The sequence below is a fragment of the Streptomyces sp. NPDC088124 genome, from assembly GCF_040685895.1.
GTDB lineage: Bacteria > Actinomycetota > Actinomycetes > Streptomycetales > Streptomycetaceae > Streptomyces.
Genome location: NZ_JBFBJB010000051.1, coordinates 43,656 through 64,870 on the forward strand (window position 1 = coordinate 43,656; position 21,215 = coordinate 64,870).

Annotated in this window: 9 protein-coding genes; 3 read left to right on the forward strand and 6 right to left on the reverse strand. The window is 73.5% G+C overall.

The genetic code is table 11. The annotated features are described in order from the left end of the window. Window positions 1-2: 2 nt before the first annotated feature. Window positions 3-407 (reverse strand): GNAT family N-acetyltransferase, encoded by a 405-nt coding sequence (locus AB0P17_RS32710; protein ID WP_365816638.1) that lies wholly within the window; start codon window positions 405-407, stop codon window positions 3-5. A 141-nt stretch (window positions 408-548) separates the two neighbouring features. Here AB0P17_RS32710 and AB0P17_RS32715 point away from each other — a divergent pair, with 141 nt between their 5' ends. Further along, complete coding sequence (locus AB0P17_RS32715; RefSeq protein WP_365816640.1) at window positions 549-1,448, forward strand: ATP-grasp domain-containing protein; 900 nt, start codon at window positions 549-551, stop codon at window positions 1,446-1,448. A 154-nt stretch (window positions 1,449-1,602) separates the two neighbouring features. Here the strand turns inward: AB0P17_RS32715 and AB0P17_RS32720 are convergent, their stop codons facing one another. Next, window positions 1,603-2,574 carry a transcriptional regulator gene (locus AB0P17_RS32720; protein WP_365816642.1) on the reverse strand — a complete coding sequence of 324 codons (972 nt, stop codon included), beginning with the start codon at window positions 2,572-2,574 and terminating at the stop codon, window positions 1,603-1,605. 57 nt (window positions 2,575-2,631) lie between these two features. On the opposite strand from AB0P17_RS32720, the gene AB0P17_RS32725 reads away from it, so the two are divergent. Further along, complete coding sequence (locus AB0P17_RS32725; protein WP_365816645.1) at window positions 2,632-3,852, forward strand: MFS transporter; 1,221 nt, start codon at window positions 2,632-2,634, stop codon at window positions 3,850-3,852. 65 nt (window positions 3,853-3,917) lie between these two features. On the opposite strand, the gene AB0P17_RS32730 is transcribed toward AB0P17_RS32725, so the two are convergent. The 3 genes from AB0P17_RS32730 to AB0P17_RS32740 form a co-directional block, all read right to left on the reverse strand. Continuing rightward, a complete protein-coding gene (locus AB0P17_RS32730) occupies window positions 3,918-7,061 on the reverse strand; it encodes an SMC family ATPase (RefSeq protein ID WP_365816647.1) in 3,144 nt (1,047 codons plus the stop codon). Beyond that, entirely contained in the window at window positions 7,058-8,224 is a 1,167-nt protein-coding gene (locus AB0P17_RS32735) for an exonuclease SbcCD subunit D (RefSeq protein WP_365816649.1), read from the reverse strand. The genes AB0P17_RS32730 and AB0P17_RS32735 overlap by 4 nt, the downstream gene beginning before the upstream one ends. A 138-nt stretch (window positions 8,225-8,362) precedes the next feature. Next, window positions 8,363-8,998, reverse strand: coding sequence for a YigZ family protein (locus AB0P17_RS32740; RefSeq protein ID WP_365816651.1), 636 nt, complete (start codon window positions 8,996-8,998; stop codon window positions 8,363-8,365). Between the two features lie 344 nt (window positions 8,999-9,342). Between AB0P17_RS32740 and AB0P17_RS32745 the strand changes: the two genes are divergently transcribed. Then, on the forward strand, window positions 9,343-10,965 hold the full coding sequence (locus AB0P17_RS32745) for an MFS transporter (protein ID WP_365816654.1): 1,623 nt from the start codon (window positions 9,343-9,345) through the stop codon (window positions 10,963-10,965). Window positions 10,966-11,071: 106 nt separating this feature from the next. On the opposite strand, the gene AB0P17_RS32750 is transcribed toward AB0P17_RS32745, so the two are convergent. Beyond that, complete coding sequence (locus AB0P17_RS32750) at window positions 11,072-21,199, reverse strand: amino acid adenylation domain-containing protein (protein WP_365816657.1); 10,128 nt, start codon at window positions 21,197-21,199, stop codon at window positions 11,072-11,074. Window positions 21,200-21,215: the final 16 nt, after the last annotated feature.

Here is a 21,215-nt window from a genome sequence, read left to right on the forward strand (position 1 = left end):
GCTCAGCCGCGTGGCACGAGCGGCATGAGCCCGGCCTCGGTCGTCCGGAAACCACAGCTCGCGTAGAAGGGCGCCAGCGCCGGTTCGTAGTCGACATGGAACCAGCGCGCACCCCGCGCGCACGCCTCGGCCGCCGCGGTCCGCACGAGCCGGCGGCCGAGGCCCCGGCGGCGCTCGTCGGGGTGGACGGTGGTGTCGAGGACGAAGGCGTGGAGTCCGCCGTCGCCGACGACGTTGACGTACCCGACGAGCCGCCCGGCGCGCCGGGCGGCCACCCAGAGCAGGCTGCGGTCGAGGAGGGGCGCGAACGCCGTCGTGGTGTGGTCCGGCCACGACGCGGCGAAGAGTTCGTTCAGCTCGTCGTCCGAGAGGGCGGGACGGATGTCGAGTGCGGGGGCCGTGGACACGTTCTCTCCTGGTTCTCTTCTGATTCTCTTCCGCTGATGCCCTTCCGCTGATGCCCTTCCGCCGGAAGCGCGACAATCACAGGACAGTCAGGGCAGTCACAAGGTGTGTGACTCAAGCGTGGGAAATGTCTGGGGGATGCGATGGAAGCCGGTTTTCTGTTCTGCGCCGATCCGCTGCGGACTGTCCGGACCGATCCGGTGTTCGCCGCCGAGGCGGCCCTGGCGCGCTCGCCCGACTCGGCGTTCGCGCTGCTCGACCATGACGCGCTGCTCTCCGGCGACACGGCGGGCGCGCTGGCGGGGGTGCGGCGTGGTTCGGGGCCGTACTGGTACCGGGGGTGGATGATGCCCCCCGCGTCGTACGAGGAACTGGCGCGCGGCATGGAGGTACGGGGCTGCCGGCTGCTGACCGACCCCGGTTCGTACCGGCGCGCGCATGAACTCCCGGGCTGGTACGTGGAGTTCGCGGACCTCACGCCACGGAGCGTCTGGCAGGAGCGGCCACCCGCCGAACCCCCCGGGCGCGCGGAACTGGCGGCGCTCGCGGCGCCCCTCGGGCCGGGTCCCGGGATCGTCAAGGACTACGTGAAGTCCCGGAAGGACCGCTGGGACGAGGCCTGCTTCATCCCCGAACTCACCGATCACGAGCGCCTCATAGCGGTGGTGGACCGCTTCTTCGCGCTTCAGGAGGACTCGTTGGCCGGCGGGGTGGTGCTGCGCGCGTACGAGCCGTTCACGCCCGGCGGTGAGGCCCGCGTGTGGTGGGTGGACGGCGTGCCGGTCCTGACCACCCCCCACCCGGACACCCCCGGCCACCTGCCGGACCTGGAATCCGCGCGGGGTGCGGCGACGGTGCTGGCAGCGGTGGCACCTGCCGTACGGGCCCTCGGCTGCCGGTTCCTGACGACGGATCTGGCGCTGCGGAAGGACGGGGTGTGGCGGGTGGTGGAGGTGGGCGACGGACAGGTGAGCGGGGCGCCGGCCGGGGCGGACCTGACGGATCTCTTCACCGCGCTCGCGGAGGCCGGCGCCACGGACTGACCCGCCCCTGCCCCGAACCGCCTCCGGTGCCACGGGGCGTCCGGCGGCACGGCGGGCGGGCGGCTCGGGTGCGGACATGGGGGCCCATGATGGCCGGGGCGGCGGTGGTTGTCATGCGGTTTTCCTCCGGGGTGCGCGGTTCCCGGGCGCCGGGTCAGCCGTCGTGCTGGGCGTTGACCAGGACCTCGCCGGCGTCGGTGCGGAAGTAGAGCACGGACCGGCCGGCGCGCCGGCGGCGTATCAGCCGGGCGTCGTGGAGGACCTTGAGGTGGCGGCCCACCGAGCCGAGGCCCTGGCCGGTCAGCGCCACCAGTTGGGTGGTGCTCTTCGGGGTGTCGAGGAGGACCAGGACGCCCGCCCGCGCGGGCCCGAGCAGCGCGCCGAGGCTCTCGGGGACGGGGGCGCGGTCCGCCTCGGCCAGGGCGCCGGAGCAGGGGTAGACCACGGCGTACCGGTGCGGCGCGTCCCAGGAGACCCATCCGGTGACCGGTGTCACGGGGACGAACATCAGGCGCGCCCCGGACAGTTCTCTCGGCGGGTTGTCCTTGGTGTTGATCTGGAGGCGGCTCCCGCCGAGCCAGCGCATCCCGGGGCGCATGCCCTCCAGGGTCGCGGCCCAGCCGGCCCGGCCGAGCCGGGCCGTACGCGCGACGACGTCCGCCTCGATGACGCGGCGGCGCCTCGGCCACGTGGGCAGCACGGTCCGCGTCCACACCCACGTCAGTACCTCGGCGGTGCGTTCCGGCAGGTCGGAGCGGTGCAGCAGGGCGGGGAGCGGGCCGTTCAGCGATACGGTCAGATCGGCGCGGGCGGCGTCGGCGGGCGTCTCGCGTACGCACCTCACCTCGTCCTCGAAGGGCTGGTCGCCGTCGCCGGTCGGGGTGGGCGTGAGGTAGTCCGCGTTCCAGTGCCGCCCCAGCGCGGCCCGTACGAGCAGCGCGCCGACCGGGTCGTCGGCCTGGCGCTCGCGGTAGGCGGGCAGGTGGAGGCCGAGCCAGGCGCGCTCGCCCGGATGCGCGGCCGTGCCCCGCTCCAGGATCTTGAGGCTCGCGACCGTCTCGGCCAGGGCGGAGACGACGAAACGGCTGCTCGCGAGGGTGTCCGCGCTGACCTGCCACCAGCCCATGTTTCGCCTCCCCGCGAAAGAGTAACGGCCCGGCCGGGGCCGCTCGACACTCCACTCATGCGTACCTACCGCGAACTCTTCCGTGTGCCCGAGTTCACCCCGCTGTTCCTCCTGTCCGCCGGACAGGTCGGCGCCCAGACGGTCGGCGGGCTCGCGCTGGGCACCCTGATCTACTCGGCGACCGGTTCACCGCTGCTCTCCGCGCTCGCCATGTTCGGGCCCTCCCTCGCCCAGGTGGTCGGCGCGGCCACGCTCCTCTCGGCGGCCGACCGGCTGCCGCCGCGTGCCACGCTGGCCGGGACGTCGCTGCTGTTCGCCCTCGGCACCGCCGTCCTGGCCGTCCCCGGGCTGCCGGTGGGGGCCTCGTTCGGGGTGCTGTTCCTGCTCGGTACGGTCGCCTCGCCGGTCGGCGGGGTGCGGTACGGGCTGCTCAACGAGATCCTGGAGCGGGACGGCTATCTGCTCGGGCGCTCCGTGCTCAACCAGTGCGCGGGCGCGGCGCAGATCGGCGGCTTCGCGGCCGGCGGTCTGCTGGTGACCGCCCTGTCGCCTCGCGGCACCCTGCTCGCGGGCGCCGCTCTCCACCTCGCCACCGCGGCCGTCGCCCGCCTCGGTCTCAGCGGCCGGCCGCCGCGTGCGACGGGGCGCCCCTCGCCCGCCGAGACCTGGCGGACCAACGCGCTGCTGTGGTCCTCGCGTCCCCGCCGCTCCGTCTATCTCGCGCTGTGGGTGCCCAACGGGCTGATCGTCGGCTGTGAATCGCTCTTCGTCGCCTACGCGCCCCGGTACGCGGGGCTCCTCTTCGCCTGCGGTGCCTGCGGCATGCTGGCCGGGGACGTCGCGGTGGGCCGGTTCGTGCCGCGCCGGTGGCGGGAGCGGCTCGGCGTGCCGCTGCTGTTGTTGCTCGCCCTGCCGTATCCGCTGCTCGCCCCGCGTCCGGCGCTGCCGCTCGTGGCGGTGGCCGTGGCCCTGGCCTCGGTGGGGTTCGCCGCGAGTCTGGTCCTCCAGGAGCGGCTGATGTCCCTGACTCCGGACGAACTGAGCGGCCACGCCCTCGGGTTGCACACTTCGGGGATGCTCGCGATGCAGGGGGTGGGCGCCGCGCTGGCGGGTGGCGTCGCCCAGCTCACCTCGGTGTCGGCGGCGCCGGCCGTCATGGCGGTGCTCTCCGTCACCGTCACACTGACCCTGGCGCCCGGGCTGCGGAAGGTGCCGACGGCCGGCGGTGGGGCACCGCGGCCGGCGCGGGCGCCCCGTACGGAAACACCGTCGCACTGAGAGCGCCGCGGTGGCACCGTCCGTAGGGGGCGGGCCTGTTCATTCCCCCACCCTCCTTACTCCCCTCACTCCCCGACGACTCGCTGGCGCACCGCGGACCCGTGCCGCTCTTTGACGATCTCCAGTTGGGTCGGGATACGGCGGCGCAGGTCCGCGACATGGCTGACGATGCCGACGCTGCGGTCCCGCTCCCGCAGCGAGTCGAGTACGTCCAGGACCTCGTCCAGGGTCTGGTCGTCCAGGCTGCCGAAGCCCTCGTCGATGAAGAGCGTGTCCAGCCGTACGCCGCCGGCCTCGTCCGTGACGACATCCGCGAGGCCGAGCGCGAGCGCGAGGGAGGCGAAGAACGTCTCGCCGCCGGAGAGCGTCGCGGTGTCCCGGGCGCTGCCGGTCCAGGCGTCGATGACGTGGAGCCCGAGCCCGGACCGGCGCTGTCCGCCCGCGCGGGCGTCGGTGTGGGACAAGGCGTAACGCCCGGAGGACATGTGCTGGAGGCGCACGGTGGCGGCCGCCGCGACCTGTTCGAGGCGGGCCGCCAGGACGTACGACTCCAGGCGCATCCGGCGTTCGTTGTCGGCCGAGGTGCCTGCGGTGAGCCCGGCGAGGCGGGCCACCCGGTCGTACTCCTCGCGCACGGGGCCGAGCCCGCGCACCTCGGCCTCGGCCCGCCGGGAGAGGCCGGCGAGCTGCTCCCGGGTCTCCCGCGTGGCGGCGCCCCGGGCCGAGGCGGCACGCAGGGCGCGTTCGGCGGCGTCGTGGGCGGCCCGCGCGGGGCCGGGGTCGGCGGGCGGGCGCGCGGCGGCTTCCCGGGGCGCGGGTTCCGCGAGCCGGTCGGCGACCGCGGCGGACTCGGCCTGCCAGTCGTCGATACGGTGCTGGAGCGACCGCCGGTCGGCGGCGCCGAGCAGCGCCTCGGCGGCGGCGCCGGGGGTGTCGAAGCCGGCCCGGAAGGCGGCGCCGGCGAGATGCCCGTCGGCCTCCTTGAGGCGCAGCGCGGTGGCGTCGGCGGCGCGTGCGGTCTCCGCCGCCGCGGCGAGCAGCCGGGCCCGGCCCGCCAGTTCGGCCACCCGGTCCGCGACGGTGGCGGCCTCTCCTCTGGCGCGGCTCAACTCGGCCCGCAGCGAGCCCTGTTCGCTTTCCAGCGCCTCGCGCCGCGAGGTCCGGGCGGCGGCGCGGCGTTCGGCCTCCCGCTGTGCGGTGACCCGCCCCTCGTACTCACGCTCGGCCCGGGCCAGGACCTCGCGCGCCGCGTGTGCCCCGGCGGCGACCTGGCGCGCCGCGGTGTGTTCACGGTCCAACCGCTCGGTGAGGGCGGCGAGTTCGAGGACGGTGGGGTCGAGGGCGGCGAGTTCGATGACCGTGGGGTCGAGGACGGTGGGCTCGACGACGGGGCGTTCGACGAGGGTGGGGTCCTGGGTGGACGGGTCGGCGGGCGGGGACGGGTCGGCGGCCTGGGTGCGGGCCGTCGCGTACTGTTCCCGGAGCGCCGCGTGCGCGCGGTCGGCCTCCTCCTGGGCCGTGCCGGACCGCCGGTACTCCACCAGGGCCGCGTCCTCCGCCGCCGGTTCGACCTGGTCGTCCGTGGGGCGCGCGGGGTCGGGGTGGTCGGCGGAGCCGCAGACCGCGCAGGGGGCGCCCTCGACGAGCCGGCCGGCCAGTTCGGCGGCGATGCCCTTCAAGCGTCGCTCGCGCAGGTCGAGCCAGTGCTCGTGGGCGGTGTTGACGCGGGTGCCCGCGGCCAGCAGCCGCCGCTCCGCCTCCCGTACGTCCCCTTCGAGGGTGTCGCGCCGCCGGGCCGCGGCCAGTCGCCGCCCGGCCGGTTCGAGCTGTCCGGCCAGTTGTTCGGCGCGGGTCGCCGCCTCCAGTGCCTCTTCCACCCGGTCGAGCAGGGCGCGCCGTTCGGACTCCCAGCCCGCCAGCCAGGCGGCCGCCTCCTGGAGGATGTCGTCGTCGGCGCGCGCCTGTCGGTCCAGTTCGGCGCGTTCGGCCGTGATCTCCGCGCTGCGGCGTTCCGCCCGCCGCGCCGCGTCAAGGGCGCCCAGCTCCTGGCGTACGGCCCCTTCCAGGGCGGCGAGTTGCTCGGCCCCGGCGTCGGCGAGCTCCGGAGGCAGCAGGCCCCTGGTCCGCCCGTGCGCGGCGGAGGCGGCGCGGTGGGCCTCTTCCGCCTCGTCGCGCAGGGCGAGCGCCGGGGCGACGAGCTCGGCCTTGCGGTCGCGCTCCAGCAGCGCCCGGCTGCGCTCGTACTCGGGGCGGCGCGCTTCGAGGGCGGCGCGGCGCCGCTGAGCCTCCGCGAACCGCTCCTGGAGTACGGCCAGTTCGTCCTCGGCGTCCCGTACGCTCCGGGCCTCGGCCAGCCGGTGCTCGGCCCGGGCGAGGCCGGACGCCGCGATGTCCGCCCGCTCGTGGGCGTCGCAGCGTACGACCGCCGCCCAGGCGAGCACGGCAGGCGCGAGCCCGGCCTCACCGGGCCTCCCCTCGGGCGGCTGCGGCACCTCCCCGCCCCCCGCCGCGGCCGAACTCCCCTCCGCCGCCTGGGCGATGCGCTGCGCGATGCCGAGGAGCCGGTCGTCCCCGGCGCGTACCCGGTGCTCGGCGGCACGCCGCAGCTCGGCGAGGCGCTCCTCTACCGCGGCGAACCTGCGGGTGTCGAAGAGCGTGCCGAGGAGTCTGCCGCGCGCCTCCGCGTCGGCGCGCAGGAAGCGGGCGAAGTCGCCCTGCGGCAGGAGCACGACCTGGCAGAACTGTTCGCGGCTCATGCCGAGGAGCTGACTGATCTCCTCCCCGATCTCCTGGTGGGAACGGCTCAGGGCGCGCCACGCTCCGCCGCCGGCGTGGCCGTCGGGTGCGTACTCCCGGAGCCAGCTCTGCGCCTTCTCGGTGGTGAAGCCCTTGACGCGCTTCTTGGGACGGAGCTGCGCGGGCCGCCGCGTGATCTCCAGCCGCCGCCCGCCGACGGTCAGTTCGAGGACGACCTCGGTGACGGCCCCGGTGGGCGCGTGGTCGCTGCGCAGGGTGGTGCCGGGGCCCTGCCGGGCGCCCGGTACGGCCCCGTACAACGCGTAGCAGACCGCGTCCAGCACGGAGGTCTTTCCGGCGCCGGTCGGGCCGTGCAGCAGGAAGAGCCCGGCGCCGGAGAGCGCGTCGAAGTCGACCTCCTGGGTGGTGGCGAAGGGACCGAAGGCGGTGACGGTCAGCCGGTGCAGTCTCACGGGGCCACCTCGCGCGCCGCCGCCTCGACCCGTACGTCGTCGAACGCGGCGCCCAGCACGACGCGTTCCCGCTCGTCCGGCCCCGCCCCGCCCCGTACGTGCGCCACGAAGTCCGCGGCGATCTGCTGGTCGGTACGGCCCGCGAGGCGCCTGGAGTAGGAGGCGAGCGGATCGCCCTCCGGCCGCTCGGGGTCGAAGACGAGGCTGATCGTGTGCGGGAAGCGCGTGGCGAGCCGCGCCATGGGTTCGGCCGGGCGCACGGGGTCGGTGAGGGTCGCCTCGACCCAGGCTTCCTCGTGGCGGGCGAGGGTGGGGTCGCCGAGCAGTTCGTCGAGCGGGCCGCGGATCCGGGCGAGGGAGCGTGGCACCGGGCAGTCGATCCGCCGGGCGTCGATCTCCCCCTCGGGCCCGAGGTCCACCAGCCACATCGTCTTGCGGTGGCCGGCCTCGGAGAAGGAGTAGGCGAGGGGCGAGCCCGCGTAGCGGACGCGCTCGCTGAGCGTCTGGGAGCCGTGCAGGTGCCCGAGCGCGACATAGTCGACACCGTCGAAGACCCCGGCGGGCACGGCCGCGACCCCTCCGACGGTGATGTCGCGCTCGCTGTCGCTGGGCGCGCCACCGACGACGAAGGCGTGCGCGAGGACGACCGAGCGGGTGCCGGGCGCGCGGGCGGCGAGGTCGGCCCGTACGCGCTCCATGGCGGCCCCGAGCACCGCCTCGTGACCGGCCTTCGGCGCCTCGAACTCCGCCCGTACCAGGGCCGGTTCGAGATAGGGCAGTCCGTAGAAGGCCACCTCGCCGTGGGCGTCCGCCAGCAGGACGGGGGTGGCGCAGCCTGCCGGGTCGGTCCGCAGGTGGATGCCCGCGTGCTCCATGAGCCCGGCTCCGACGCCGAGCCTGCGGGCCGAGTCGTGGTTGCCGGAGATCATGACGGTGGGCACCCCGGCACCGGCGAGGCGGTGCAGCGCGCGGTCGAACAACTCGACGGCGGCGAGCGGCGGTACGGCCCGGTCGTAGACGTCACCGGCGACGAGGACCGCGTCGACGTCGTGGGTGCGGACCATCGCCACGAGGTGGTCGAGGAAGGCCGCCTGGGCGTCGAGCAGGTTCACGCGGTGGAAGGACCGGCCGAGATGCCAGTCCGACGTGTGCAGAAACCTCAAGAGAGACATTCCTCCCGTTCGCGCCTTTGACCCAGTTGGTCTCGTTGGCCCGGTGGGGTTGATTGGTCCGGTTGGTTTGGTTGATCCGGTTGGTTCGGTTGGTTCGGTCGGCTCGGTCGGCTCGGTCGAATCAGCAGGTCACTCCGAGGGGGCATCGCCGTACGCCTCCCCGCCCAGCTCCAGGACGGCCGTCCCCGCCGTGGTGTCCGCGAGCCACGCGCGGAACGCGTCGACCTCCGCGTCCGGCAGCCCCAGCTCGATCGTCACCGCCTCGGCGTAGCGCACCTCGCCCACCGCGCGCCCCATGGCGCGCAGATCGTTCTCCAGCCGGCCCGCGCGCTGGTGGTCGACGGTGACGGTGACCCGCCGGAAGCGCCGCCTGATCCGGGTCCCCAGCGCGTCCAGCGCCTCGCCGACCGCTCCCCCGTACGCTCTGATCAGGCCACCGGCGCCGAGCTTGACCCCGCCGTAGTAGCGGGTGACGACGGCCACCGTGTAGCGCACCTCACGTCGCATCAGCATCTGGAGCATCGGTGCGCCCGCCGTGCCGCCCGGTTCGCCGTCGTCACTCGCCCGCTGCACGGAGGCATCAGCGCCGATCACGTACGCGAAACAGTGGTGCGTGGCCGTCGGGTGCTCCTTGCGGACACGCGCGATGAACTCCTGCGCCTCCTCCTCGGTCGCCGCCGGTCCCAGCGCACAGAGGAAGCGCGACCGGTTGACCTCGGTCTCGTGGACGCCCGCGCGGGCGACGGTCCGGTACTGCTCCTGCATGCCCCCACCCTATGCGGGGCGTGATCGCCGCCCCGACCGAAGCGGGGAAGCGCGTTTCGGGCTGTACGGAAACTCCTTGTCCGGGCCCGTGCCGGGCCATGAGTGTGAACGGATGTCGTGGGTCCGACGACTGTGGCCGCCTCGATGGTTCGGTGACGACGGCCGATGCGGGGCGCCCCCGGGGACTCTCCGCCAGGGACTCTCCGTCGGGGGCTCCCCGCCGAAGGCTCCCCGCCGAAGGCTCCCCGCCGAAGGCTCCCCGCCGGGGCGGCTGTGCCCGCGTCGGCGCCCGCCGGAACGGTTCCGTACACACGTATCGAGAAGGACAAGAAGGGCAGGGCCGCATGACGGTCACGACCACCGACGCGGGCAGAGCCCCGTCGGGCCATCCGCAACGCTGGCTCATCCTCGGCGTCATCTGCCTGGCCCAGCTCACGGTGCTGCTCGACAACACGGTGCTGAACGTCGCGATCCCCTCCCTCACCCGGGAGCTGGACGCGTCCACCGCCGACATCCAGTGGATGATCAACGCCTACTCCCTGGTCCAGTCGGGTCTGCTGCTCACCGCGGGCAGCGCCGCCGACCGGTACGGCCGGAAGAAGATGCTGGTCGCGGGGCTCACCCTGTTCGGCATCGGATCGCTGGTGGCCGGTCTCGCGGACTCCTCCGCGCAGCTCATCGCGGCGCGGGCGGGCATGGGCGTCGGCGGTGCGCTGCTGATCACCACCACCCTCGCCGTGGTCGTGCAGATCTTCGACGAGCAGGAGCGGGTGCGGGCCATCGCGCTCTGGGCCACGGTCAACTCGCTCGGCTTCGCCGTGGGCCCCCTGGTCGGCGGGGTGATGCTGGACCACTTCTGGTGGGGCGCGATCTTCCTGATCAACATCCCGGTCGCCGTCATGGGGCTGGCCGCGGTGATCGCGCTCGTACCCGAGTCGAAGACCAAGGAGGGCGACCGCCCCGACCTGCTCGGCGCGCTGCTCTCCACGATCGGGATGACCGGGGTGGTCTACGCGATCATCTCGGGCCCCGAGCACGGCTGGGCGTCGGGGCAGGTCCTGGCCTCCGGGGCGGTCGGGGTGACCGTACTCACCGCGTTCGTGCTCTGGGAGCTGCGTATCCCGCACCCGATGCTGGACATGCGTTTCTTCCGCGACCGGCGGTTCGTCGGGGCGGTGGCGGGCGCGGTTCTGATCGCCTTCGGGATGGGCGGCTCGCTCTTCCTGCTCACGCAGCACCTCCAGTTCGTGCTGGGGTACGGCCCGCTGGAGGCCGGCCTGCGGACCGCTCCCCTCGCGCTCACCGTCGTCGCGCTCAATCTCACCGGCGTCGGGGCCCGGCTGCTGCCCCGGCTGGGCACGCCGCTCACCATCGCCATCGGAATGGCCATGCTCGCCGCGGGGCTGACGGCGATCGCCGTGCTGGGCGGCCACGCCTATGCGGGGATGCTGCTCGGCCTGGTGGTGATGGGCGCCGGCATCGCGCTGGCCACGCCCGCCATGGCCAACGCGATCATGAGCGCGATTCCGCCGGAGAAGGCCGGGGTGGGCGCGGGAGTGAACGGCACCCTCGGCGAGTTCGGCAACGGCCTCGGCGTCGCCACGCTCGGCGCGGTGCTCAACTCCCGCTTCGCGGCGCTCGTCCCGGGCGCGGTGGGGGCGGCGTCGCTGCCCACGGTGCTGGCCGAGGCGGACGGCGCGGCGGCCAGGCAGCGTATCGCGGACGGCTTCGCCTCGGGCCTGGAGACCAGCCAGCTCTTCGGCGCGGTCGCGGTGCTCGCGGGCGGCCTGCTGGCGGCGCTGCTGCTGCGCCGCGCGGAACGGGCCGAGGCGGCGGGACCGGCCGGTACGGATGCCGGTACGGATGCCGGTACGGGTGCCGGTACGGGTGCCGGTACGGGTGCCGGTACCGATACGGATACAGGTGCGGACGCCGGTACGGAGACCACCAAAGCGCCGAGCGCGTAGCTCGCCCCGCCGGGCCCGCGGCGGCCGGACCGTCCTTCCACGGTCCGGCCGCCTTTCTGTGTGCGGGCCTGGTGGGCCCGCACACTTCACGCCACCTCACCCCACCTCACCTCACCGAGCAGCCGTCGGCGATCTCCGCGAGGGCGCGGGTGTACGCCGCCGCCAGTTCGGCGATGGTCTTCCGGTCGTACATCGCCGAGGAGTAGGACCAGGTGACCGTGAGCCGCCCCTCCTGGACGACCGCGGCCACATCGATCAGATGCGGACGCTCCTCCGACAGGCTGAAGTCCCGTCCCGCGACGGACAGTTCGGAGCGGAGCAGTCCTTCGCCGCCGCGTCCGCCCGCCAGGTCGAAGCGGCCCAGGTAGTTGAAGCTGATCTGGGGCTCGGCGGCGTCCGCGAGTGTGCCGCCCGGGGCGCCGGGGGCGCTGAGGCGGCGCAGCGCACCGTACCCGACACCGTGGTCGGGGACCGCCCGGAGCTGTCGCCTGACCGCGCGGATCGTCGCGTCCCAGCCGCTGTCGGCGGAGGCCTCCAGTGCGACCGGGTGGATGGCGGTGAACCAGCCGACGGTGCCCGAGAGGTCGATGTCCTCGAACAGGTCCTCCCGCCCGTGGCTCTCCATGTCGACGACGGTACGGGCCCGGCCGGTCCAGGTGGCGAGAGTGCGGGCGAGCCCGGCGAGCAGGATGTCGTTGATCTGGGTGCGGTACCGGCCGGGGGCCAGGTTGAGCAGCGCGTGCGTCCGCTCGGCACCGAGGGTCTCGGCGACGGCGGTCAGTTCGGCGCCGGTGTTGGGTGCCCCAGGCCGGTCCACGGGGAGTGGGACCGCCGCCGGATCGGTGGCCGCCCGCCAGTGGCCGACCTGACCGTCGAATCCGCCCTCCGCGACATGCCGGGCGAGGTGTTCGGCCCACTGTCGTACGGAGGACGTCCTCGGCCGGGGTACGACCGCCCCGGCCCGCTCGTCGGAACCGGCGGAGACACCGGAACTGGCGGAACTGGCGGAACTGGCGGAACCGGCGGAACTGGCGGAACTGGCGGAACTGGCGGCCAGAGCCTCGGCGTACGCCGCCTCCAGGTCGTCCAGCAGGATCCGCCAGGACACACCGTCGACCACGAGATGGTGCGCGACAACGGTGAGCCAGGGGGCCAGGCCCGGGCCCCTGGTGCCGAACAGGACGCGGAAGAGCGGCCCCGACTCCAGCCGGAATCCGGCCTGTACCTCACGGACCAGGGCATCCCAGCGTGCCTCCGGCGCATCCGCTGCTGACGCCGCCACTGCGGTCGGAGCGTTGCCGACGCGAAGGTCGTGGGCGGTGAACACCGCGTCCTCGTCGACGTGTTCAAGGATCCAACCGGACCGGCCCGTACGGTCGGCCGCGCCGGACCCCGCCGGTCCTGAACTCTCCTCGCGGTAGACCGCGCGCAGCATGCCATGGCGCCGGAGCAGGGACGCGACCGCCTGTCGCAGCGCCGACTCATCGGTGTCGGGGGCGAGTTCGAAGGACATCGTCATGTCGAAATGGGCCGGGTCCTCGGTGTGCGTGGCGAAGAACCACTCGGCGACCGGAGTGGGCGGCAGCGGCCCCACCTCGGTCTCCTCCGCCGCGGGGGCCGGGGTGGCCGTGGCGCGGGTCGCGTCCGCCTCCGCCGCGAGCCCTGCCACGGTCTGCCCGACGAAGACATCGCGGGAGTACAGCTCCAGTCCGGCGCGGCGGGCCCGTGACACGACCTGGATGCTGAGGATCGAGTCGCCGCCCAGCGCGAAGAAGCTGTCGTGGACGCCCACCCGCTCGACACCGAGGACCTCCGCCCAGATCCCGCACAGGATCCGTTCGGTCCCGGTACGGGGCGGGGTGTACGCGGCGGCGGCACGGTCGGCGTCCTCGTCGGGGGCGGGCAGTGCCCGGCGGTCGGTCTTTCCGCTGGCGTTGACCGGCAGTTCCGGCAGCGTGACGAAGACGGCGGGCAGCATGTACTCGGGGAGCGACGCGCCCGCGAACGCGCGCAGTTCGTCTCCCGTCGGCAGCTCGTCCTCGGTGCCGGGAACGACGTACGCGACGATGCGCTTGACGCCGGGCCGGTCCTCACGCACCGTCACCGCCGCCCGCTCCACCGCGGTGTGCCGGGCCAGCACCGCCTCGATCTCGCCCAGTTCGATCCGCAGGCCCCGTATTTTCACCTGGTCGTCCGCGCGGCCCACGTACTCCAACTGGCCGTCCGCGCGCCACCGTACGAGGTCGCCGGTCCGGTACAGCCGTCCGCCGCCGGACGGGTCCGCCACGAACCGGGAGGCCGTCAGCCCGGGGCGGCCGAGATAGCCGCGGGCCAGCACGGCGCCCGCCACGTACAACTCACCGGGAACGCCGACCGGGACGGGGCGCAGCCGCCGGTCGAGTACGGAGACGGCGGCCCCGGACACCGGCACGCCGATCGGTGGCGTACCGCCGTCCTCGCCGCCGGGGAGGGTCCCGCTCATCGTCGCGACGACCGTGGTCTCCGTGGGGCCGTAGGCGTTCACCATGGTCCGTCCGCCGGCCCAGCGCCCGGCCAGTCCGGCGTCGCACGCCTCGCCGCCCGTCAGCAGCGTACGCAGGCCGGACGCCCGGCCCGGGGGGATGCTGGCGAGCACGGTCGGCGGCACCAGGGCGTGGGTGATCCGGCCCTCCTCCAGCACTCGCGCCAGCTCCTCGCCCGCCAACGGCCCTTCCTGTGCGGGCAGTACGAGCGTTCCGCCGCCGCCGAAGGCGAGCAGCAGCTCCAGTACGGAGGCGTCGAAGCCCGACGAGGCGAGCTGGAGGACGCGGGCGGACGCGTCGGACGAGCAACCGTCCGACACGCAACCGTCCGTCGAGCAACCGTCCGTGTCGTCCATCGTGTCGCGGCCGACCAGCGACCGGGCGAGCGAGGTGAGTCCGGTGTGCGGTACGACCACGCCCTTGGGCCGCCCGGTCGAGCCCGACGTGTAGATCACGTACGCCGCGGCGGAGGCCGGCACCGCGACGTCCGGTGCCGTCGCCGGGAAGTGCGCGAGTTCCCCGAGGACCGCCGGATCGTCCACGGCCAGCCACTCCGTCCCGCCGGACCCGGCCCTGGCCCCGTCCGCGCCTTGGACCGAGAGATGGTGACGATCCGCCAGCAGCAGCGTGGCACCGCAGTCATCGAGGACGTAACGCAGTCTGTCCGCAGGCCACTTGGGATCCATCGGAACGTGGACGCCGCCCGCGCGTACCACGGCGAGCACGGCGACGGCCCACTCCACCGACTTCGGCAGCAGCACCGCGACCCGGGACTCGACCCGTACTCCGCGTGCGCGCAGCAGGTGAGCGAGCCGGCTCACCCGTTCGTCCAGCTCGCGGTAGGACAGTTCGTCGCCGCCGAAGGCCAGGGCCGGCGCCTCGGGGTGCGCCGCGGCGCGCCGGGCGAACCACTCCCCCAGCGGTACGGGCGCCGCCGCGGCCGGGCCGGTGCCCCGGTCGGCCGCACGGCGCGCCTCCTCCGGGGAGACCGGCGGGATGTCACTCAGTGACCGATCCGTACCGGACGTCAACTCCTCGACCATACGGACGAGGTGGGCGGCGAGGCGGTCCGCCGTGGCGTCGTCGAACAGACTCGGGTCGTAGGCCAGGGTGAGGCTCAGGCCGGGTCCGTCGGCTCCGGCGATCAGGGTGAGCGGGTAGTTCGTGGCCTCGACGGCCTCGACCTCGCGCAGTGCCACACCGTGGCGGGTGGCGGCGTCCGCGTCGGCCGGGTAGTTCTCGAAGACCACCAGACTGTCGAAGAGCGCGGTGCCCGAGGGCAGTTCGGTGGCGATGTCGCGGAGGGCGACATATTCGTGCTGCCCGGCCTCCGACGCGTGCTCCTGGATCCCGGCCAGCCAGGCGGAGCGGCCGCGGTACGGGTCCACGTCGACCCGTACGGGGAGGGTGTTGATGAACAGCCCGAGGATCTCCCCGGCTCCGGGCAGTTCGGCCGGACGCCCGGAGACCGTCGCTCCGAAGACCACATCGCGCGTTCCCCCGTGGTGGGCGAGAAGCAGCGCCCACGCGCCCTGGACCACCGCGTTGACGGTGATCCGGTGGCGGCGCGCGAACCGGGTGGCCAGAACGGCCGCCTCGGGGGAGAGCGGAACCTCGGTGCGCGCGGTGGACCGGCCGCGGTGCTGCCAGGCGGAGGGCCGGTCGTACGGGAGTGCCACCGGCTCGGTGAAGCCGGCCAGCCGGTCCTGCCAGTACGCCGCCCCCTGGGCGTGGTCACGCCCCGCCAGCCAGCTCAGATAGTCCCGGAACGGGCCGCGCGGCGCCGGACCGGGCAGATGTCCGGGTGCGAGTGCGGGTGCAGGTGCAGGTGCGGGTGCGGGTGCGGCGCCGGTGAGTGCCGCGTACTCGGCGATGACATCGGAGAGCAGCGCGGCGCTGCTCCACCCGTCCAGCAGCAGATGGTGGAAGGTCCAGACGAGTTGTACGCGCCCGCCGGAGAGCCGGGCCAGTATCACCCGGGTCAACGGGGGCTCGGCGAGATCCACCCCGCGCTCCCGTTCCGCAGCGAGCGTGGCGGTCAGTCGCCCGGCGCGCTCCGCGTCCGAGCAGCCGGTCCAGTCCTGTACGACGACGGGCAGTCGCACCTGGCGGTGGACGATCTGCACGGGATGGTCGACTTCGGCCCAGGCGACGGAGATCCGCAGAGCGTCCGATGTGTTCACCACGCGCTGCCAGGCTCGGGCCAGGGCGTCCGGGTCGGTCACCCCGTCCAGTACACAGGCGAATTGTTCCAGATAGGCGGAGGCGTCCGGCTCGGCCAGCGTGTGGAACAGCATCCCCGCCTGGAGAGGCGTCAACGGATAGATGTCCTCCACGTTCCGTCCGTCGCCCACCAGTTGGTCCGTCTCGTCCTGGCCGAGGGTGACCAGGGGGAAGTCGGCGGGACTGCATCCACCGGCCCCGGGCTCGGCGCAGTGCGCGAGGAAGTCCGCCAGCTCGGCCGCGAACCGATCGGCGAGGATCCGTACGGTCTCCTCCCTGTGGAGGCCGGGTGAGTAGGTCCAGGCGAAGGTCAGCCGGCCCTCCTCGATCCCGCCGACGACGTCGAGGAGGTGGCTGCGCCCTTCCCGACCACCGCGGTCCCCTCCCGCGTCGGGGAGTTCGGCGCGGTAGAGCCCCTCGCTGCCGCCCTGGCTCCCTCCGTCACCCCGTTCCCGTACGGCGTCGAACTGACCGTGGTAGTTGAAGGAGATGCGGGGGCTGGGCAGGGTGCGCAGCGCCTCTCCCGGGGAGCCCGCCGCACCGAGATGGCGCAGCGCTCCGTAACCGATGCCCCGGTCGGGCACCGCGCGGAGCTGCTCCTTGACGGCGGTGATGCCGTCCTTCCAGCCTTCCCCTGGCGGCAGTTGGGGTGCCACCGGGTACAGCGAGGTGAACCAGCCGACGGTACGGGTGAGATCGATGTCCTCGAACAGCTCCTCGCGTCCGTGGCCCTCCAGATCGATCGCCACACGGTCCCGTCCTGTCCAGGCGCGCAGGGTGCGTGCCAGGGCGGCGAGCAGGACCTCGTTCGTACGCGACCGGTACACGGCGGGCACCCGGTGCAGCAGGGCATCGGTCTGCGCCACGCTCAGCGCGCACAGGACGGTGCGCTCGTCGGCCACGGTGTCGGCGCCGCCCGGTGTGTCCACCGGCAGTTCGGTCGTCGCGCCTTCGAGCGCCGACCGCCAGTAGCCGACCTGCGCGTCGAAGCCACCGGAGGCGACATGTGCGGCGAGGCGGTCGGCCCACTGCTGTACGGAGGTGGTCTTACGGCCCAGGCCGGCTCCGCGGCCGGACGGCGAGCCCTGCGTCTGGTAAGCCGTCTGTGTCGTCCCGTAAGCCGACTTGTAAGCCGACTCGTAAGCCGTCTCGATGTCCGCCAGCAGAACACGCCACGACACCCCGTCGACCACCAAGTGGTGTGCTGTGAACTGGACCCGGATGCCGCCCCCGCCGCCCATCAGGCCGACGACCACACGGAACAGCGGCCCGCCGAGCCCGATGCGGGCCGGGGCCCCGGCGGCGATCTCCTGCCAGGCGGCGTCCGGATCGGGCTCGCCCGACAGGTCGTACTCCTGGAACACCGTGTCGATGTCGACCTCGGTGAGGATCCGGGCGGTGACAGCTCCGGCGGAGTCACCGGCGAAGGATGTCCGCAGCGCGTCGTGATGGGTGAGGACCGCGTGCACGGCCTCCCGGAGGAGCGCCGGATCGGTCCCGTCCCGTAGCTCGAAGGCCATCGACATGGCGAAGTGCCCCGGGTCCAGCGGATGGGTGGCGAAGAACCACTCCCGGATCGGCGTGGTCCCGACGGACCCGCTCAACCTGCCCTGATCTGCGAGGACTTCGGCCTCGACCGCAGGTCCGTCCCCGGTGGCGGACGCGCGTGCGGCGAAAGCGGCGAGCGCGGCCACGGTCTGGCGGGCGAACACGTCCCGCGACGATATCCCGATGCCCGCGCGGCGCGCCTTCGCGACGAGTTGGATGCTCAGGATGGAGTCGCCGCCGAGATCGAAGAAGTTGTCGTGCGCGCCGACCCGCTCGGCGCCCAGAACCTCGGCCCAGATCCCGGCCAGCACCTCCTCCAGACCCGCCCGGGGCGCGACGTATCCGCCGTCGCCCGCGCCGTCCGCGCCGGCGGCGGGGCCGGGGGCCGGCAGGGCGGCCCGGTCGACCTTGCCGTTGGCGTTGAGAGGGATCCGGTCCAGCGCGACGAAGGCCGAGGGCACCATGTAGTCGGGCAGCACGGCGGCCGCGTGTTCGCGGAGCACGGCCGCGTCCACTCCCCCCGGTTCGACGGGCACCACATAGGCGACGAGCCGTGCCGCCACCCCGGCCGGGCCACCGCCTCCAAACCCGCTCCGTGCCACCGATGGGGCGTCGACGGTCACCTGGGCGACCGATGCGTGCAGGCTCAACACGCCCTCGATCTCGCGCGGTTCGACCCGGAAGCCGCGCACCTTGACCTGGTCGTTCCCGCGCCCGACAAACTCCAGTTCGCCGTCCGTACGGCGGCGGACCACGTCCCCGGTACGGTACAGCCGCTCACCGCTGCCGAACGGGTCGGCGACGAAGCTCCCCGCGGTGAGCCCGGGCCGGCCGAGATAACCGCGGGCGAGCCCGCGCCCCGCCACGTACAGCTCACCCGGCACACCGACCGGGACCGGGCGCAGCCAGGCGTCCAGGACGTAGGTCCCGGTGTGGAGGACCGGGGTGCCGATGGGCGGCGTACCGTCGCCCGGTGCGAGTGCGGCACTCATGGTGGCGCACACGGTGGTCTCGGTCGGCCCGTACGCGTTGACCATGGTCCGGTCCGGCGCGCAGCGGTCGACCGTCTCGGCGGGGCACGCCTCCCCGGCGACCACGAGCGTGGGCGGGAGGTCGGCGGGGTCCAGCACCGCGACAAGGGCGGGCGGCAGGGTCGCGTGGGTGACGTCGCAGGCGGCAACGAGGGGGCCGAGCGTGGTGCCCCAGTCGGTGGCGGGCCCGTTCGTGCCGGCGCCGGGGCCAGGTCCGTCCACGACCAGGGTAGCGCCGGTCAGCAGCGCCATGGACAGCTCCCACCAGGAGGCGTCGAACCCGGGTGAGGCGAACTGGAGAACACGCGATCCCGGTCCCACTCCCAGCCGCTCCGCCTGGGTCGCGGCCAGGCTCGCAAGCCCCGCGTGGGTGACGGTCACGCCCTTGGGGCGCCCCGTCGAGCCGGAGGTGTAGATCACGTAGGCGCCGGCGGAGAGGGGGACCTCCGGGAGGGCCGGGAGGGCAGCCCCGGGCGGGGTCATGGCGGGCAGCCGAGCCGACGGTTGAGCGGGCGGTTGAGCGGGCGGGAGCACGGCATCCGATTCACCCAGAATGCTCGGAGTGACAGGTGTGTCAAGAGCATCAAGGGCATCAAGGGCGAGGACAGGGAGCGGCCCGACTCCCGAGTGATCCGCCACCGTGTCCCACAGGGCGGCGGCGTGTGACTCATGCGTGATCAGCAGCTGGGCGTCGCAGTCGGTGAGGATGTAGCCGACCCGATCGGCGGGATACGAGGGGTCCACGGGGACGTACGTCGCCCCTGCCTTCAACACCGCGAGCACCGATACGACTTGGTCGACGGAGCGCGGCAGGAGGAGGGCCACGCGGGACTCCGGCCCGATACCCGTACGGAGAAGGTGCCCGGCCAGCCGGCCGGCCCGGTCGTCCAGCTCACGGTAGGTCAGCACGGGGCCCTCCGCGCACCGTACCGCCGGGGCATCGGGGGTCGCGTCGACCCACTTCCCGAAGAGGGCCGGGGCGGACCGTCCGGGCATGTCATCACGCGTACGGTCGTTCGCGCCGGTCAGTGCGGACCGCTCGGCGGCGGGCAGCGCGTCGGCGGCGAACAGCGGAGCGGCCGGAGACGCGAGCAGCGCCCCGGCGAGGTGCAGCCAGCGCCAGGCCAGCCGCTCGACGGTGGCGGCGTCGAACAGGTCGGTGTTGTACTCGACACCGGCCCGTAGGGTGCCGGCGTCCTCCCGGAACCCGAAGGTGATGTCGAACTGCGCGGTCTCGCGCTCCACTTCGAGCGGTGACACCTCCAGGCCGGCCAGGGTCAGGGGCTGTTCGTCCGGAGTGTTCTGGAGGCTCACCATGGCCTGCACGAGGGGGGTGCGGCTGGTGTCCCGCCCGGGGGCGAGGTCGTCGACGAGCACACTGAACGGGATGTCCTGGTGGGCGAAGGCGTCGAGCACCGTCGCGCGTGAGTCGGCGAGCAGTTCGGCGAAGGAGCGCGACTCGTCGATCCGCGTGCGCAGCACGAGGGTGTTGACGAAGAAGCCGACGAGATTCTCCAGCTCGGCCCGCTCACGTCCCGCGACGGCGGTACCGACGGCGATGTCCCGCTGCCCCGTCCACCGGGAGAGGAGCAGTTGGGTGACGGCCGTCAGCGTCATGAACAGGCTGGCGCCCTGCTCCTGGCCCACGGCACGCAGTCGGCGCGACAGTGCCTCGGGCACCTCGAACGCGTACAGCGAACCGGCGGTGGTACGAACGGCGGGGCGCGGCCGGTCGGTGGGCAGGTCGAGCGGTTCGAGACCGGCCAACGTCCGCTGCCAGAGGCCGAGTTGCTCGTGCAGTTCAGGCCGGCGCTCGCGCTGCCAGAGGGCGAAGTCGGGGTACTGCAAGGGCAGATCGGGCAGGCTTGCGCGCTCACCGTGTACGGCGGCGTCGTAGAAGATGCCGAGTTCGCGGGCGATCAGACCCATCGACCACCCGTCGGTGACGATGTGGTGCATCGACAGGACGAGCACATGCTCGTCCTCGGCGATCGGCATCAGCAGGACCCGCAGCAGCGGGCCGGTGCGCAGGTCGAAGGGGGTAGCGGCCTCCTGGCGCACCAACTCGTCCAGCTCGCCAAGGCAGCCGCTCGGATCGACGGTGCGGAAGGACACCGGAAGGTCCGCCGGCCCGTGCACGACCTGGACGCCCCGTCCGTCGACGGAGTCGAACGTGGTGCGCAGCGCCTCGTGCCGGCTGATGAGCGAGGCGACAGCGGAGCGCAGGGCGCCGACATCCAGCGGCCCGGTGAGCCTCAGCGCTTCCACGACGTTGTACTCGACGCTGCCGTGCGCGAACTCGTCCAGGAACCAGAGGCGTTCCTGCGCGAACGAGAGGGGCAGGTCCCCGTCCCTGGGCGCCGGAGTGATCGCCGCGCCGACGGTGGAACTCCCCGTACCCGTTACGAGGGGTGCAAGGCCGGACACGGTCGGCTGGTCGAACAGCGCCCGCGGCGACAGGGCCACACCGCACGCATCGCGGATCCGGGAGACGACTTGGAGGCTGGAGATGGAGTCGCCGCCGAGGGAGAAGAAGTTGTCGTGCACTCCGACCCGCTCGACACCCAGCACCTCCGACCACACCCCGGCAAGAGCCTGCTCGGTCTCCGTACGCGGAGCAACATACTCGGAGCCGGCGGACACCAGATCGGGCGCGGGCAGCGCACGAACATCGACCTTGCCGTTCACCGTCAACGGCAGATCATCCAGCACCACGAACGCCGAAGGAACCATGTACTCCGGAAGCACCCCGGCCGCATACGCACGCACCTCCGCAACAACCACCGCGCCACCCGCGCCACCCGCGCCACCCGCGCCACCCGCGTCACCCACGTCACCCGCAACGAGATAGGCCACCAGCCGCTTCGCCCCCGGACGGTCCTCGCGGACCACGACCGAGACCCGGCCCACCCCCGCACAACGCGAC

Bases quoted from the DNA above. Each gene is read 5' to 3' on its own strand.
- AB0P17_RS32715 (WP_365816640.1), top strand. From the start codon at position 549: ATGGAAGCCGGTTTTCTGTTCTGCGCCGATCCGCTGCGGACTGTCCGG.
- AB0P17_RS32720 (WP_365816642.1), bottom strand. From the start codon at position 2,574: ATGGGCTGGTGGCAGGTCAGCGCGGACACCCTCGCGAGCAGCCGTTTC.
- AB0P17_RS32725 (WP_365816645.1), top strand. From the start codon at position 2,632: ATGCGTACCTACCGCGAACTCTTCCGTGTGCCCGAGTTCACCCCGCTG.
- AB0P17_RS32740 (WP_365816651.1), bottom strand. From the start codon at position 8,998: ATGCAGGAGCAGTACCGGACCGTCGCCCGCGCGGGCGTCCACGAGACC.
- AB0P17_RS32745 (WP_365816654.1), top strand. From the start codon at position 9,343: ATGACGGTCACGACCACCGACGCGGGCAGAGCCCCGTCGGGCCATCCG.